Annotated in this window: 18 protein-coding genes; 12 read left to right on the top strand and 6 right to left on the bottom strand. The window is 35.6% G+C overall.

The genetic code is table 11. The features are described from left to right. Positions 1 to 30 precede the first annotated feature (30 nt). On the top strand, positions 31 to 894 hold the full coding sequence (locus tag SCA31_RS07300; RefSeq protein ID WP_410696310.1) for a neutral zinc metallopeptidase: 864 nt from the start codon (positions 31 to 33) through the stop codon (positions 892 to 894). A gap of 67 nt (positions 895 to 961) precedes the next feature. Here the strand turns inward: SCA31_RS07300 and SCA31_RS07295 are convergent, their stop codons facing one another. After that, a complete protein-coding gene (locus tag SCA31_RS07295; RefSeq protein WP_410696309.1) occupies positions 962 to 1819 on the bottom strand; it encodes a GLPGLI family protein in 858 nt (285 codons plus the stop codon). A gap of 145 nt (positions 1820 to 1964) precedes the next feature. Here SCA31_RS07295 and SCA31_RS07290 point away from each other — a divergent pair, with 145 nt between their 5' ends. The 5 genes from SCA31_RS07290 to sufD all read left to right on the top strand — a co-directional run bounded on the left by SCA31_RS07290 (position 1965) and on the right by sufD (position 6514). After that, positions 1965 to 2294 carry a HesB/IscA family protein gene (locus SCA31_RS07290; RefSeq protein WP_027372006.1) on the top strand — a complete coding sequence of 110 codons (330 nt, stop codon included), beginning with the start codon at positions 1965 to 1967 and terminating at the stop codon, positions 2292 to 2294. A gap of 84 nt (positions 2295 to 2378) precedes the next feature. After that, the gene (gene sufB, locus SCA31_RS07285; RefSeq protein WP_410696308.1) at positions 2379 to 3827 is read left to right on the top strand and encodes a Fe-S cluster assembly protein SufB; all 1449 of its coding nucleotides are present in this window, start codon (positions 2379 to 2381) and stop codon (positions 3825 to 3827) included. A gap of 22 nt (positions 3828 to 3849) precedes the next feature. Next, positions 3850 to 4260, top strand: coding sequence for a hydroxyisourate hydrolase (gene uraH / locus SCA31_RS07280; RefSeq protein WP_410696307.1), 411 nt, complete (start codon positions 3850 to 3852; stop codon positions 4258 to 4260). A gap of 30 nt (positions 4261 to 4290) precedes the next feature. After that, entirely contained in the window at positions 4291 to 5034 is a 744-nt protein-coding gene (sufC, locus tag SCA31_RS07275) for a Fe-S cluster assembly ATPase SufC (RefSeq protein WP_410696306.1), read from the top strand. 172 nt (positions 5035 to 5206) lie between these two features. After that, the gene (sufD, locus tag SCA31_RS07270) at positions 5207 to 6514 is read left to right on the top strand and encodes a Fe-S cluster assembly protein SufD (RefSeq protein WP_410696360.1); all 1308 of its coding nucleotides are present in this window, start codon (positions 5207 to 5209) and stop codon (positions 6512 to 6514) included. Positions 6515 to 6583: 69 nt separating this feature from the next. Here sufD and SCA31_RS07265 read toward each other — a convergent pair whose 3' ends face one another. Both SCA31_RS07265 and SCA31_RS07260 read right to left on the bottom strand, forming a co-directional pair. Beyond that, positions 6584 to 7507: a DUF3078 domain-containing protein gene (locus SCA31_RS07265; protein WP_410696305.1), complete on the bottom strand. Its 924-nt coding sequence runs from the start codon at positions 7505 to 7507 to the stop codon at positions 6584 to 6586. Positions 7508 to 7737: 230 nt separating this feature from the next. After that, a complete protein-coding gene (locus SCA31_RS07260; protein ID WP_410696304.1) occupies positions 7738 to 8664 on the bottom strand; it encodes a DUF3078 domain-containing protein in 927 nt (308 codons plus the stop codon). 215 nt (positions 8665 to 8879) lie between these two features. On the opposite strand from SCA31_RS07260, the gene SCA31_RS07255 reads away from it, so the two are divergent. From SCA31_RS07255 to SCA31_RS07240, 4 genes are all read left to right on the top strand, one after another. Continuing rightward, positions 8880 to 9647 (top strand): rhomboid family intramembrane serine protease, encoded by a 768-nt coding sequence (locus SCA31_RS07255; protein ID WP_410696303.1) that lies wholly within the window; start codon positions 8880 to 8882, stop codon positions 9645 to 9647. 33 nt (positions 9648 to 9680) lie between these two features. Then, positions 9681 to 10790, top strand: a complete 1110-nt coding sequence (gene dprA / locus SCA31_RS07250) for a DNA-processing protein DprA (RefSeq protein WP_410696302.1) — start codon at positions 9681 to 9683, stop codon at positions 10788 to 10790. 190 nt (positions 10791 to 10980) lie between these two features. Further along, positions 10981 to 12339 carry an NADP-specific glutamate dehydrogenase gene (gene gdhA / locus SCA31_RS07245; RefSeq protein WP_109621097.1) on the top strand — a complete coding sequence of 453 codons (1359 nt, stop codon included), beginning with the start codon at positions 10981 to 10983 and terminating at the stop codon, positions 12337 to 12339. Positions 12340 to 12470: 131 nt separating this feature from the next. After that, entirely contained in the window at positions 12471 to 12839 is a 369-nt protein-coding gene (locus tag SCA31_RS07240; protein ID WP_410696301.1) for an iron chaperone, read from the top strand. Between the two features lie 44 nt (positions 12840 to 12883). On the opposite strand, the gene SCA31_RS07235 is transcribed toward SCA31_RS07240, so the two are convergent. The 3 genes from SCA31_RS07235 to SCA31_RS07225 all read right to left on the bottom strand — a co-directional run bounded on the left by SCA31_RS07235 (position 12884) and on the right by SCA31_RS07225 (position 14831). Beyond that, entirely contained in the window at positions 12884 to 13192 is a 309-nt protein-coding gene (locus SCA31_RS07235) for a hypothetical protein (RefSeq protein ID WP_106917076.1), read from the bottom strand. A gap of 178 nt (positions 13193 to 13370) precedes the next feature. Continuing rightward, positions 13371 to 13859 carry a YkgJ family cysteine cluster protein gene (locus SCA31_RS07230; RefSeq protein ID WP_410696300.1) on the bottom strand — a complete coding sequence of 163 codons (489 nt, stop codon included), beginning with the start codon at positions 13857 to 13859 and terminating at the stop codon, positions 13371 to 13373. After that, a complete protein-coding gene (locus tag SCA31_RS07225; protein ID WP_410696299.1) occupies positions 13860 to 14831 on the bottom strand; it encodes an ion channel in 972 nt (323 codons plus the stop codon). Between the two features lie 153 nt (positions 14832 to 14984). On the opposite strand from SCA31_RS07225, the gene SCA31_RS07220 reads away from it, so the two are divergent. Beyond that, entirely contained in the window at positions 14985 to 15365 is a 381-nt protein-coding gene (locus SCA31_RS07220; RefSeq protein ID WP_410696298.1) for a group III truncated hemoglobin, read from the top strand. Between the two features lie 400 nt (positions 15366 to 15765). Beyond that, complete coding sequence (locus SCA31_RS07215; RefSeq protein WP_106917080.1) at positions 15766 to 16179, top strand: fascin domain-containing protein; 414 nt, start codon at positions 15766 to 15768, stop codon at positions 16177 to 16179. Positions 16180 to 16303: the final 124 nt, after the last annotated feature.

Below are 16303 nucleotides of genomic sequence, written 5' to 3'. Positions count from 1 at the left end.
ATATTTAAATTCACAAAAAAAGATATTACTATGAGATGGACAGACGACAGAGGCGGAAACGTTGAAGATCGCAGAGGCTCCGGAGGCGGAAGCGGCGGTATGATTGTAGGCGGAGGTCTCGGAACTTTAATTATAGCTGCAATTGTTTTCTTTTTGGGAGGTGACCCTTCCGGTATATTAAATTCCGGCAGCATGCAAACCTCTGGAGGCTCCGGTGAAAAAAGAGAGCTTACTGCCAATGAGAAAAAGATTGGTGATATGGTAGAAATGATGACCACATGGAATGATCAAACCTGGAACCAGGTCTTTCAGGAAAATGGCATGACGTATACCAGACCCGCTGTAGTCCTTTTTGAAGATACAACACAATCAGCATGTGGAACTGCTCAGTCTGCAATGGGCCCTTTTTATTGCCCTGCTGACCAGAAGGTTTATATGGATATGAGTTTCTTCAATGAACTTCAACAGAGATTTGGAGCCAAAGTAACTGAATTTACAGTAGCCTATGTTCTTGCTCATGAAATAGGACACCATGTGCAGACCCTTCTGGGGACTACACAAAAAGTAGACGCCCTTAGGAGAAGCGGAAGATATTCTGAGGCAGAAATGAACAAAGTATCTGTTGCTACAGAATTACAGGCAGATTTTTATGCAGGAGTTTGGGCCAGACGTACAAATGATTCCAAACAGATTATTGAACCCGGAGACATTCAGTCTGCAATAGACGCAGCAGAAGCTGTAGGAGATGACAATATTCAAAAAAGAGCACAGGGATATGTTAATCAAGAAAGTTTTACTCACGGATCTTCAGCACAACGTAAGGAATGGTTCATGAAAGGATATAATACCGGAGATATCAGACAAGGGGATACTTTTAATCAGCTTTTAAAATAATGAGTCTTAAAAAGCTTTAGAAATATAAAAAATAGGCTGTCTCAAGAATGAGACAGCCTATTTTTATTTATTGCAATTCAATTGGATTCGTATTTTTCTTAGCTTCTTCTTTCATCCTCTCTTCCATTCGTTTTCTCATATCAGCAGGATTTTGATTTCCTCCTCCTTGGCCTCTTCCCCCACCAATTCTTGTGACAGCGGCCATTCCACCAGATCCACCTCCATTTTGATTCATAAACGACATTGGATCTGTTTTAAATTTTTGCTGTTGCTTTACAAAATCGGTTCTTTTCACTTTTACTGTATTTCCAAACTGATTTAGAGCAGGAAGTTCAGCAATCTTGTAATTCTTCATTAAATCAAAAGAATAATCCCCTTTATCATCTTCTACTTTTACAATTAAACCCGGGAGTCCACCAAATTTATAAGGTCCATCCTGATAAGGCAGGTCTGTGGTAAACCAAGCCGTCCATTTTCTTCCTGCAAAATCCGATTCCGCTTTTTGAACCTTATACTCTCCTATTTTAGTCGTTTCTGAAGAAATTTTCCATACCAATGGTCTGTCTTCTTCATAAGAATAAATGTCACGCCCTATTCGATCTTTAAAGTAAGTTTTTTGATTCATCTTATCTTTTTCCACAGAATAATTGATATTGGTTCTTAAACCCTCCATCTGATCTCTGTTGATATTTCCTCTTCCACCACCACCTTGAAAAGCTTTCTGCATAATGGAATCCCTCTTAATTCTGTTTTCAGAGTAAAAAATTGATTTCTCCTGAGAAATATCAAGATATGTATTTTCTGTCTTAATATCAGTTTTATTTTCGGCATCCGGCTTCATTGTTACCTGATACACAAATCTGTTTGTCTGTGCAGAAATATGCTGTATAACGAGTGCCAATACGATAATACTTAATTTTTTCATTCTAAGTCTATTTATGTTTTGGATTTCAAAACATTACCAAGGTTAAACTCATCAATGATAAAAATCGATAAAATAAAAATGCGGATTTTTATATCCTGATTTTTGTTCGTATTTTTGCATCATTAAATCATTCTAAATAAATACAATGATAAAAGTATCAGACTATGCAAAGGAGAAAGCCATCCAACTTATGACGGAAGATGGTTTTAACCCTGCTGAAGATTATATAAGAGTAGGGGTGAAAAGCGGCGGATGCTCTGGTTTAGAGTATGTTTTAAAGTTTGATAACCAAAAAACAGACACAGATCAGATTTTTGAAGATAATAACATCAAAATTATTATAGATAAAAAATCCATCCTCTATTTAGCAGGAACCACTCTTGAATACTCAGGAGGATTGAACGGAAAGGGGTTTGTTTTCAACAACCCGAACGCATCCAGAACATGTGGATGTGGAGAGTCATTTAGTCTTTAGAGAAAAGACATAAGATACTAGATTCCTGAATTCAGACCTATTTCTGAATCTTGAAATCTAAAATCTGAAATCTAAAAAAAAATAATGAGTAAATATACTGAAGACGATTTAAGAGTCGATCTAGAAAATAAAAAATATGAATTCGGTTGGGAAACCAAAATTGATTATGAAGATTTTCCAATTGGTTTAAATGAGGATATCGTCCGTGCCATCTCTGCTAAAAAAGAAGAGCCGGAATGGATGACTGAATGGCGTTTAGAATCTTTCAAAATCTGGTTGAAAATGGTAGAGCCTAACTGGGCAAATATCAAGTATGAAAAACCGGATTTTCAAGCTATCCGTTACTATGCAGCTCCAAAGTCAAAGCCTGAACTAGAAAGCCTAGATCAGGTGGATCCAGAATTATTGAAAACCTTCGCAAAGCTAGGGATTAATATTGAGGAACAAAAAAGACTTTCAGGAGTAGCCGTAGATATCGTAATAGACTCTGTTTCTGTGAAAACTACTTTCCAGGATACCTTGGCAGAAAAAGGAATTATTTTCTGTTCAATCTCTGAGGCTATTAAGAATCACCCAGATTTAGTAAGAAAATATCTTGGAAAAGTTGTTCCAAGAGGAGATAACTTCTATGCAGCATTAAATTCCGCAGTATTTTCTGACGGAAGTTTCTGCTATATTCCAAAAGGGGTAAGATGCCCAATGGAACTTTCCACCTACTTCCGAATCAACCAGGCAGGAACAGGACAGTTTGAAAGAACTCTTGTAATTGCCGATGAAGGAAGTTATGTTTCCTACCTTGAAGGATGTACAGCACCATCAAGAGATGAAAACCAGCTTCACGCAGCGGTTGTGGAACTGATTGCCCTTGACAATGCTGAAATAAAATATTCAACAGTACAGAACTGGTATCCGGGTAATGAAGAAGGAAAAGGAGGGGTATTCAACTTTGTGACGAAAAGAGGACTTTGTGAAAAAAACGCAAAAATCTCATGGACTCAGGTTGAAACAGGTTCTGCTGTAACATGGAAATATCCATCTTGTATCCTTAAAGGTGACAACTCAATCGGAGAGTTTTACTCTATTGCAGTAACCAACAATCACCAATATGCAGATACAGGTACTAAAATGATCCACATTGGAAAAAATACCAAGTCAACAATCATTTCAAAAGGTATTTCTGCAGGAAAATCACAAAACTCATACAGAGGATTGGTAAAAGTAATGTCTTCTGCAAAAGGAGCCAGAAACTTCTCCCAGTGTGACTCTTTATTAATGGGTAACGAGTGTGGAGCACACACATTCCCATATATTGAGATTAAAGATCCTACTGCACAATTGGAGCATGAAGCAACCACTTCAAAAATTGGAGAAGATCAGATTTTCTACTGTAACCAAAGAGGTATTGATACGGAAAGAGCAATTGCTTTGATCGTAAATGGTTTCAGTAAAGAGGTTTTAAATAAACTTCCGATGGAATTTGCTATTGAAGCACAAAAACTATTGGAAATTTCATTAGAAGGATCAGTTGGGTAACCAATTGACAAGAATGATCTCTATGAAAAAATTCTTACTGGCATTTTTTGGATTAATTTTTCTAAGCTTTTCTGCTCAAGAAAAGACAGGATTTCAACTTTCAAGTCATATTCTTGATATTTCACAGGGACAGCCTGCAGGAAACGTTGAAATTGCACTGGAAAAATATAATGAAACCACTAAGCAATGGATTTCTATAGGTAAAAAGCAAACTGATAATAATGGCAGGGTTTCAGATTTTTTACCATATCAAAAGGCCGGTAATAATGGAAAATACAAGCTTGTATTCTTCATAGAAAATTATTACAAACATAAAAATATAGAAAGCTTCTATCCGTCTATTGAGGTAATATTCCAGATAAAAAACAACGAACATTATCATGTTCCGATTACTTTATCACCATTTGGATATTCCACATACAGAGGAAGCTAATACAATTATAAAAAGAAAAAGTTAGCAAGAATGTTACAAATTAAAGACCTTCACGCCAAAATTGAAGATGGCGCAGAAATATTAAAAGGGATTAATCTTGAAATAAAGCCAGGTGAAGTTCACGCTATCATGGGCCCGAACGGAGCTGGTAAATCCACTCTTTCTTCTGTTATCGCAGGAAAAGAAGATTACGAAGTGACTGGTGGGGAGATCCTTTTCGAAGGGGAAGACATCAGCGAAGATGCTCCGGAAGACAGAGCACATAAAGGGATCTTCCTTTCTTTCCAGTATCCAGTGGAAATTCCGGGAGTTTCTGTAACGAACTTTATCAAAGCTGCTTTAAATGAAACAAGAAAAGCAAACGGATTAGCAGAAATGCCGGCAAAAGAAATGCTTGCATTAATCCGTGAGAAGTCTGAGAAATTAGGAATCAAAAAAGATTTCCTTTCAAGATCATTGAACGAGGGATTCTCCGGAGGTGAAAAGAAAAGAAATGAGATCTTCCAAATGATGATGCTTAATCCTAAGCTGGCGATCCTTGATGAAACAGATTCAGGATTAGATATCGATGCTTTAAGAATCGTTGCAGATGGGGTAAACCATTTTAAAAATGAAGGAAATGCAGTTCTTTTGATTACCCACTATCAAAGATTGCTTAACTATATCCAACCTGACTTCGTTCACGTTCTGGCAAACGGAAAAATCATCAAAACAGGTGATAAATCTTTAGCATTAGAACTTGAAGAAAAAGGTTACGACTGGCTTCTTAACTAAGAAGAAAATCGATTATTTCGGAGATCAAAAAATTTTTCGCGGTCATTCTCAGTGAAGCGTAGTAAAATAAAGAATCTCTACTATTAAAAATTTGGATTCCTTATTCCTTGGAATGACAATATTTTAGTTCAAATAAAAAGAAAAAATGGTGCAAACCACAGATATACCAGTAATGGCATTAAAAGAACAAATTATAGAAAACCATAATGAGTTTTTGGAGAGTCTTCGTCACAGATTTCTGGATGATGATAGAAAAACGGCTCTTCAAAAATTTGAGAACCTTGGTTTTCCTACAAAGAAAGACGAAGAATATAAATATACCAATCTAAAGGAGATCACGGAGAAAAACTATAATTTCTTTCCGAATGAGCACCATAATATCACCAAGGAGCAGTTTGATCAATTGCACCTGGGAGAGGAAAATTTTGATTGGATTGTTTTTGTAAACGGTAAACTTCACAAAGAACTTTCAAAGGTTTCTATTGAAAATGTTGAGTTCCTTTCATTCAATTATGCATTGAATGATGATAAGCATAAAGAAGTTTTTGAAAAATATTTCAATACGATTGCTTCCAAAGACCAAGCTTTCACTAACTTAAACCTTGCCTATTGCAAATATGGTTTCTTTTTGAAAGTTCCTAAAAATGTGGTCATTGAAAAGCCAATCCATGTTTTTTACATTTCTCAAAATCAGGAGGAAAATACATTCTACAACACGAGAAATTTATTAATCGTAGAAGATGGTGCCAAAGTAGAAGTGATTGAAAGTCACCATAACTTTGACAGCACCTATGTATTGACAAACTCAGTGACGGAGATTTTTGCTTATCCTAATGCAAAAGCTGACTGGCATAAGCTTCAGAATGATAATAACACATCATATCTTATTGACAGTACTTTTGCAAGACAGGAGAAAGACAGCTTAGCCACTGTAAATACATTCTCTTTCGGAGGGAAACTGGTAAGAAACAACCTGGATTTCATTCATAATGGATCAAATATCAATTCATTTATGAATGGTATTACCATTATCGGAAAAGATCAGTTGGTTGACCATCATACAGCGGTTCACCACAACTTCCCGAACTGTGAAAGTTACCAAAACTATAAAGGAATTTTTGACGGAAATGCACATGGTGTATTCAACGGAAAAGTTTTTGTTGATAAAATTGCTCAAAAAACGAATGCATATCAGCAGAATAACAACGTTTTACTAAGTGAAAGAGCGAGCATTGACACCAAACCTCAATTGGAGATTTTTGCTGATGATGTAAAGTGTTCTCACGGATGTACCGTTGGCCAGCTGAATGAGGATGCTTTGTTCTATTTAAGAGCTAGAGGAATCTCTAAGAAAAAAGCTCAGGCATTGCTTTTATATGCATTTGCCAATGATGCGATGCAGAATATCGATATCGAGCCTTTAAAAGAGAAAATTTCAAAGCTATTGGCTGAGAAATTAGAAGTAGATATAGAGTTTTAAAAATTATATATATTGATACAAAAAAAGCACTTCAAAATGAAGTGCTTTTTTATTCTTATGATATTTAATTTATTTCTTAAACCAGCTTTGGTTATCCTTATTATCTGAACGTTTTTTTCCGTTATCAAAGTTATAAGCTAAACCTACTCCTAGCGTTTGCTTTAACTGTGTTTTCCAAATCTGGTTGTGATCATACAGCAAATCCAGCGTTACATTTGTCGAGATGTATTTATTGATCTTCATACTTAAAACGCCACTATATCCAAGAACCAATCTATCAGGATGATCCAAATAGTTTGAGAAGACAGAGGCCGTATTAAGTAGGCTTATATTTTCCATAATTTTCAACTTATACATGGCTGTTCCCAAGAAACCGAACTGGAAAAGAGAAGAATCACCATCATTTTTAAGTCCATAAGTCCCCGCTTTCTGAAGATCTTTGTCCAAGACAAAAGTCCATCTAGCATTTGCAGGACGCATAGTCACTGTAAAATTATCATTTGGACGATAAGTAACCCCTACCCCTACATTCAGGTACCCCGGAGCCATAAAGTTTGAGATTTTCTTCGCATCAGGGTTGTTACCATCTTCATACCCCGGAGCAAACTGGGTTTGAAAACCTACCCCTCCAGAGAGATACCAGTTTTTAGCAAACTCTCTACCATAGTTTGTAGAAAGATTAATTACATCCTGCGTTTTTCTTACTCCTGTTCCTTGTGTGTTGTTTTGCCCATATCCCAGGATAATAATATTTTCCCAGAGATCCTTATTTTTTTCATAAGTCAGGTTGTAATTAACACCAGCAAGCCAACCTACGTTGTTGGCTCCACCTCCTACCCAATTGGAAAAGGCTGCCTGATTAAGCATTAATGTGTTTTGTCCTTGAATAGACCAAGCTTTAACAGTATCTCTTGCAGGAGCATCAGTTTTAGTCTCTTGAGCTATTGCAAAAGCCCCAAAAGAAATGGAAGCGATCAATAAAACTTTTTTCATAATTAACGATTTCCTACAAATGTATAAATAATAATTTATGCCTGATTAAAATTCACCTTAAAATGAATTGAATAATAGAAAAATATCCTTTATAACACAATGAAATTTAGCCGTTTAAACAGAGTGGCTTTAACTACCAAACTTAAATCAACTTAAAATAAAAATAAAAATAAAAACAACTTCATTACTGAAGCTGTTTTTCAATTAAAATATCGTATTTGTAACCTTATTTATTTCTTTATCCACCATTGGCTGTCTTTCCGCTCAGATCGCTTTACTCCATTGTCCAGGGTATAAGCAAAACCAATTCCCAATGTTTGCTTTAGCTGGGTTTTTGCGATTTGATTATGATCATATAAAAGATCTAGTGTAATATTAGAAGAAATATACTTATTCACTTTTAAATTCAAAATAGCTCCATAGGCAAGCGCCAGCCTATCCGGACGATCCAGATAATTGGAAAAGACCGAAGCCGTATTTGTCAAATAAATATCTTCCATTATTTTTAGCTTATATATGGCAGTTCCCAAGAAACCGAACTGTAATAGTGAAGAATCTCCGTCATTTTTCAAACCATAACTTCCAGCAAATTGAAGTTCTTTATCCATTACAAAAGTCCATCTGGCGTTGGTAGGACGCATAGTCACCGTCAGATCATCATTAGGCCTATAAGTGATACCCATACCGACGTTCGCATAACCTGGTGCCATAAAGTTTGAAATTTTCTTGGCTTCCGGATTATTTCCGTCTTCATATCCTGCGGCAAACTGAGACTGTAAACCTGCTCCTAAGGATAAATACCAGCTTTTGGAAAACTTTCGCCCATAATTGGTAGAAACATTAATAACATCCTGTGTTTTTCTTATTCCCTGCCCTTTAGTATCATTCTGACCGTACCCCAGAATAATAATGTTCTCCCAAAGATCATTATCTTTTTCATAGGTGATATTATAATTGATACCTGCAAGCCAGCCCACGTTATTGGCTCCACCACCTACCCAATTCGAAAAGGCAGCCTGATTGATCATTAAGGTATTTTTCCCTAATACCGACCAGTATTTTACCGTGTCTACTTTCACGGAATCTTTTTTTATTTCTTCTTGCGCACTGGCATAAATCCCCACAAAAGAGGAAAGAATAAGTAAAAACTTCTTCATTACTCTAAATAATTTTCAATGCAAAAATATTAATATAATTTTTTTTAAAGGTAAATTCAGCTTTAAAGTATTTAATTTCAATAAAATTGATGCCAAATAATAAGTATAAAAGTTAAAATTGATACCTTTTGTCTTAAAATCAGGAAGGTAAAAACCTATTCGTCGACAAATTTTCCGAAATTTAGCCTTGGCTTTTGATTTGACGTACACCTTTCATGTTTAAAAATGTAATTTCCAAAAAAGCAATTATATACCCCTTGCTGATGCTTTCTGCAATGTGGTTCGGATATTTTTTACAAATGCAGGGCTTTTTTGGAAGTTGCTTCGGAGCCATTATCCCACTGGTACCCGAAGGGCTGCTTGGGATTTTTACTTCACCATTATTACATGGAAATATTGATCATATCATTGGGAACTCTATTCCAATCGCTGCATTGATGTTTTTGCTGTATCAATTCTACCCAATCGTAGCCAATAAGGTTTTCATTACCGGATGGATTGCAACAGGATTTTTGGTGTGGCTTCTTCCTCCTATTGACATCATGACCGGCGAGTATATGTACACCTGTACCATTGGAGCCAGCGGCGTGGTCTATGTTCTTGCCTTCTTCCTCTTTTTCAGCGGTGTATTTAAGTGGAATACAAAACTGCTTACCATTTCAATGCTTGTTGTTTTATATTATGGCAGCTTGGTTTGGGGAATGCTTCCTGAAGAGCTTTTCTATAATATGCAGGAGCCAAGTAAAATTTCATGGCAGGCTCACCTTTCCGGAGCTTTGGTTGGAAGCATTATTGCCTTTATCTTTAAGAATGTGGGTGAAAAAAAGAAGAGGTTCATTTGGGAATTTCCTAATTATTATAGTGAGAAAGACGATAAATTATGGCAGGAATACAAGGAAAACCACCCTGATGATTTCCTCGAATTACCTTATAAAAAAAGAGACGATATTTGGGATCATTTGGATGAATTAAGAAAAAAATAAAACTTAATTCACTACATTTGATAAAAAACACACATGATTTCCGAAGAACATTTTTATGCCATCGCCCTACGCGAATGCAGCCAGATTGGCGACATCAATTTTCATAAGCTTATCCGAAATTTTGGGACCGCTCAGGAAGCATGGAAAAGAGCTAAAAAAGAGTATAAAAAAGTGGATGGTATGGGTCTTAAAACCGTTTCTGACATTGGAAATGAAGAACATCTGAAGTTTGCAGAAAGAGAACTGAAATTCTGCGAAAAAAATACCATTCAGATTAAACTAAGACATCTTGGAGAAACCCCCACTCTTCTTAATGAGTGTATAGATGCTCCGGCTATCTTATATCAAAAAGGGAACATCAATGATTCACTTCAAAAACTAAGCATTGTTGGTACCCGGAATATGACAACTTACGGCCAACAGTTTATTGAAGATTTTTTCGGGGCAACTCAATCCACAACGTATGCATCTGTGAGCGGTTTAGCTTTAGGGGTAGACAAGGAAGTTCATGAACAGTCTATTCGCTATCAAAAGCCAACCATAGCAGTTCTTGCCCATGGATTTCAGTTTTTATATCCTGCAAAAAACAGAAAACTTTCTGAAAAAATAGTACAGGAAAGAGGTTCTTTATTAACAGAATTCAATTCCTCCAGAAAGCCAGACCGGGAAAATTTTATCCAGAGAAACAGAATTGTAGCGGGAATTTCTCCATCTACTATTGTTGTAGAGACTGGTTTTGGAGGGGGATCCGTGAGTACTGCAGCTTTTGCGAATGACTACAACAGAGATGTTTTTGCTCTTCCGGGAAAAATCACAGATGTCTATAGCCAAGGCTGTAATCAATTGATTTTCCATAATAAAGCAAGTGCCATTTCAACCGTAAAAGACCTGATCAACATGCTCGGTCTGAACAATCCTCAGGAAAAAATTGAAGAGTTGTTTCCCTATAGTGAGACTTCAATACAATTAACTGAAAATCAAAAATTTATTTATCAAAGTATTAAAGATAATCCACAGATTACTTTGGATGATTTGGTACAGAAAATCGACATTCCATCCCATAAAATTTTACCAATAATTTTGGAATTGGAACTTTTAGGGAAAGTAAAATCATTTTCCGGGAGACAATTTATTGTAATTTAAGAATTAACGATTTCTTAATATTGCATTATTTCATACATAACACTTCATTTTTAATAAAATTTGATCATAAATTATCAATTTAATAATATTCCGAAACATTATTATTTAATTTTTAACAATGTTGAAATAGAGTATTGTGAATCTTGAAAAAAAAATTAAATTTGTTGACAATAATATTCAACCTTAATATATGGAACAATATAATATTGACCAGAAAATCCAAGAGTTTATTGCAAAAATTGAAGCAAAAAATCCAAATGAACCGGAGTTCTTACAGGCTGTAAAAGAAGTTGCCGTAACTGTAATTCCATTCATTGCTACGAGAAAAGAATATACAGGAATGAAGCTGCTTGAAAGAATGGCTGAAGCTGAAAGAATTATTATTTTCAGAGTTCCATGGGTTGATGATAAAGGTGAGATTCAGGTTAACAGAGGTTTCAGAATTCAAATGAACTCTGCTATTGGTCCATACAAAGGAGGAATCCGTTTCCATCCTACTGTAAACTTATCAGTTCTTAAGTTCTTGGCTTTCGAACAAGTGTTTAAAAACTCTTTAACTACTCTTCCAATGGGTGGTGGTAAAGGAGGTTCAGATTTCGATCCACAAGGGAAATCTGACATGGAAGTAATGCGTTTCTGCCAGGCTTTCATGACAGAATTATGCAAGCACATCGGTCCTGAAACAGACGTACCTGCAGGAGATATCGGTGTAGGAGCAAGAGAAATCGGATATTTATTCGGACAATACAAGAAAATCAGAAACGAATTTACCGGAGTTCTTACAGGAAAAGGCCTTGCTTATGGGGGGTCATTAATCCGTCCTGAAGCTACAGGATACGGAGTGGTATACTTCGCCGAGCAAATGCTTAAAACGATTGGTGAGAATTTCCAAGGGAAAACAGTAACAGTATCAGGTTTCGGAAACGTAGCTTGGGGAGTTATCAAAAAGGCAACTGAGCTTGGAGCAAAAGTGGTTACCCTTTCTGGTCCTGACGGATACATCTATGATAAAGATGGTATCAGCGGAGAAAAAATTGATTATTTATTAGAACTTAGAGCTTCTGGAAATAACAGAGCTGAGGACTATGCTAAAAAATATCCATCTGCTGAATTCCACGCTGGAAAACGTCCTTGGGAGGTTAAATGTGATGTAGCATTCCCATCTGCGACTCAAAACGAATTAGATTTAGATGACGCAAGAAAATTAGTTGAAAACGGATGTGTTTGTGTAACTGAAGCAGCGAATATGCCATCTACACTTGACGCTATCAACTATTTCTTAGACAATAAAGTATTATTCTCTCCTGGTAAAGCTTCCAATGCTGGAGGTGTTGCAACATCAGGTTTAGAGATGACGCAAAACTCTATCCGCCTTAACTGGACCTCTGAAGAGGTAGATGCAAGATTAAAGGAAATCATGATCGGTATCCATAAAGCTTGTAGAGACTATGGAAAAGACGAAGACGGTTATGTAAACTACGTAAAAGGTGCAAATATCGCTGGCTTCGTAAAAGTAGCAGAAGCAATGTTGGCTCAGGGAGTTGTGTAACATAAAAAACAAAGGTTGGGAAAAACTCCCGACCTTTTTTGATAAAGCCTGTTCCCGGGATAATGGGAAAAAAGTAAAAAGTGAAAGGAGAAAGTGCTGCTATATGCAGCACTTTTTTTATTTTTATAATAATGAAAAACACTTTTAAAAATATTGACGAATATATCCTTATGTTCCCGATAGAGGTTCAGGAAAAACTTCTTCAACTGAGAAAGGTTATTCACGCTCAGGTATCGGATCTTGAGGAATATATTGGATATCAAATGCCTGCTTTCAAATATAGGGGAAAACCTCTGGTGTATTTTGCCGGATATAAAAAACATATCGGATTTTATCCTGGTGCTGAGGGAGTTTTAAATTTTGAAAAGGATTTTAAGGAAAGAAACTATAAATTTTCCAAGGGGGCCGTACAGTTTCCTATCAATGAAGATATTCCGCTGGAGCTTGTCAATAGAATTGTAGAATTCAGAAAGGAGGAAATCATTCAAAAAAAATCCTGAAATACAAGATTTCAGGATTCCGACTAGAGTTTACTAAAGTATGATCACTTTTTCTTTTTAGACTTCTTTTCTTCTTTTGTCGCTTCTGCAGGTTTTGTTGGCTCTGTAGCAGTTCCTGTACTTGTAGTGGCTTCAGCTGCCGGACTTGCTGTGGAAGTTCCCGTTGTTGTATTTTGTCCACTCGCTGTAGAAGATGTATTCCATTCTGTTGTAGCTTCTGCTTTCTGAGGTGGATTTTGGGTTGTTGTTTGGTTATTAGTCGTAGTTTCAGTTGGCTTTTTGGTATCTGTTTGGGCTGATACTGCGATTACTCCGACTAATGTAAACGCGGCCGTTAAAAATAACTTTTTCATAATGTAATATTTAAATGATTGTTTAAGGTAAACGAGTCATCATTTATAAAATTATGTGCAAGTGTTTTATTTAACGGACTTTATAATTATTTAAGAGGATTTCACAAAACAATATTAAGTATTGATTTTGCTACGGTACAAAAGTATATTCAATAAATTGGCTTTGGGTAAGACCTGTCTACTTGGTTACATTCTTCATCATTTTCTCTACAAATACAAAGGCAGCCGGACAGATTACCGTATTTTTCAGCATCAAATGATTAATCTGATAAATCTTTTTACGATCTGTATGTGGATATTCTCTGCAGGCCTTTGGTCTCACTTCATAGATAGAACAGGTATTATCACTATTCAGGAAAAAACAAGGAAGGTTCTGTAATACTTTATCATTATCTTCATCCACTCTTAAAAACTTAGCTTCAAAATCAGCAGACTTCATACGAAGGTGTTTGGAAATACGTTCAATATCCTTTTCAGTGTAAAGAGGACCTGTTGTTTTGCAGCAATTCGCACATTGTAAACAGTCTATTTCTTCAAAAACTTCATCATGGGTCCCCTGCACTACATAATCAAGATTTTTGGGTGGTTTTTTCTTTAATCCATCCAAAAATTTTTTATGTTCTTTCTGCTTTTGTAAAGCCTGCTTTTTATAAAAATCTAAATTCATTTATTCTTTATTTCCTGTCTGAGCAGGAAGTTCTGCTTTCTGATATTCGTTGATCTTATCCAGATCTAAAATTGTGGCAAGATTACCCTTATTAGGATAATACATCGGGACAAATTTTGCTCCATACATAATTTCACCGGTAACATAGGACGATCTTTGAACTACCGTATTTGAAAAAACTTCATCGAATGCGCGTACCTGTACAATAATTTCAATATCAATATTATTAAAATCATTCTCTGAAAATCCATAAAACGGTGAGTTTTCATCTATTTTATGAACAACTGTCCAATTCAGAGCTAATGTATTTATTTTACTCAAATGAGTTTCCAATCTGTAAAAGTTACTCTTAGGAACATCATTTTCAATGACTTCAATGGCAGTAGATACAATAACATCAGCATCCGTAAGTGCATTGTTCTTGTAAGGAGCCAATCTGAACATTAAAGCTGTAGAATCCTGAAAAGGAGCCACCACTGCTATATCAGAAAACCTTAAATAAGCCCTTGGTCTTGAAAATCTCCCATAGAAAAGACCCGTTGCAATGGCAAAGGTAAGCAATCCTAAAAAAGCTTCAAAAGTAGCCACCAGACTCGCCATGAAGCCTACCGGAGCAATTCTTCCATACCCAACTGTAGTAAATGTTTGAGAACTGAAAAAGAACACATCAATAAATTCATTCAGCGGATCACTCTTATCTATTCCTGTAAGATGCTCTACCCCGATCAGGTAATAGATCATTGCAAATACGAGATTAATGAGAATATAAGCGACTACTAAATAAGAAATAAAGCGAAACGAAGACAAATTCAGCATGGTATGATACCAGCTCAATCTGTTGAAGACGTTTACGCCTGTTCTCCTGACATTCGGGAGCCCATCTTTGTTGATGAATCTTCCTGAGGCATTGCTTCCAAACCCACTGTTCTCAGTGTTTTTCTGACGGATTTTTTTTCTGAACCCTCTTGCCATCTTTATATCACTTGTTTTTATAGTTTAATAAGAATAGAAGATTTTGCCGTTGTCTTTTCACTATTCCCAAATGCAAAGATAAAATATTGTTTTCATGAATTTTATCAATCGAATCATTACTTATTCAATTTGATTTTGCAGTACATTTGAATTATGAAAAAGCTTGAATCAAGAGAGGACATTGAACATCTTGTCAATTCATTTTACATAAAGGTAGTAAAGGATGAAACCATTGGATTCTTTTTTAATGACATTGCCAAAGTAGATTGGGACAAACATCTTCCCAAGATGTATTCTTTTTGGTTGTCTATCCTTTTTGGCCAGATGAGCTATAAAGGTAATCCTATGGGCGTTCACTTTCCAATTAATGAAATTCAGGCTATGGAGCAAAAACACTTCGACAGATGGCTGGAACTATGGAGAACTACCATTGAAGAGAATTTTGTAGGTGAAAATGCAGACATGGCGATCTATAAATCTGAAAATATTGCTAAACTGATGGCTTTTAAAATGGAATTAGCCAGAAGACTTTAGTACAAGGCGTAATATTCGGATATATAAACAGATTTTCTATCATAATCCCCGTTACACCTATTAATATATTCTTTTCAAAAAAAATTATCCATCCAATTTATTTTGAAAATCAAATTTATTCATCTTTTCTTATGAAATTTTGAAGTTTTTTTGATTACTAAATCCAGAATTATTTCTAATTAAAAGTTGGAACAGACGATCAACAATCAAAAAAAATAAAATATTTCACTATTTAGTTAATTTTACAAGTAATTGATTTTTAGGTATTTCTACTGATGTGAGGTATTTTTTTAATCTCTACCTTTACCTTATCAAAATTACTACGGACGTCTTACAAATCAAATTTTGGTTGCGGTATCCGAAAAGCAATTAGAGTAGGAAACTAAAAAAATCAGAAATCATGGAACTTATCAAAGAAAACGTAAAAACAGCTACAGTAGTATTATTACAAGCTCAAGGAAAAGAAAAAGGAAAATTCTTAAGTCATGGAAATGGAAATGTTTTCCTTCAAAACGGTATTCAGGGATTAGGCGAAGTCTTTATTCTTGAAGAATTATCAAATAACAGAGTTGCCTTAAGATGCATCAGTAAGGAAAGTGGATTATACTTAAGCCATGCTTTTGACAAATTATGGCTTCAGAAAGGCATCCAGGGAGAAGGAGAAGAATGGGAAATGAAAGTACACAGCCCTAATAAAGTTTCTTTTAACTGCTATGGTAAAGAAGTAGGTAAAACACTGAGCCACGCATTTGATAAAATGTGGCTACAAAATGGCTACCAGGGAGAAGGAGAGCTTTGGGAAATACAAGATTAACAGTGATATACATTCAATAAAAGGGCTTACAATCATCCTAAAGATTGTAGGTCTTTTTTTTTTGCTTATTTAAATCTCCGAAAAATGCTCTCAGATAAGGTGTAAAATGATAACTCCCCAGCCT

The sequence above is a fragment of the Chryseobacterium sp. SIMBA_028 genome (assembly GCF_046535285.1).
Classification (GTDB): Bacteria; Bacteroidota; Bacteroidia; order Flavobacteriales; family Weeksellaceae; genus Chryseobacterium.
This window is presented reverse-complemented; position numbering and strand designations above follow the sequence as displayed.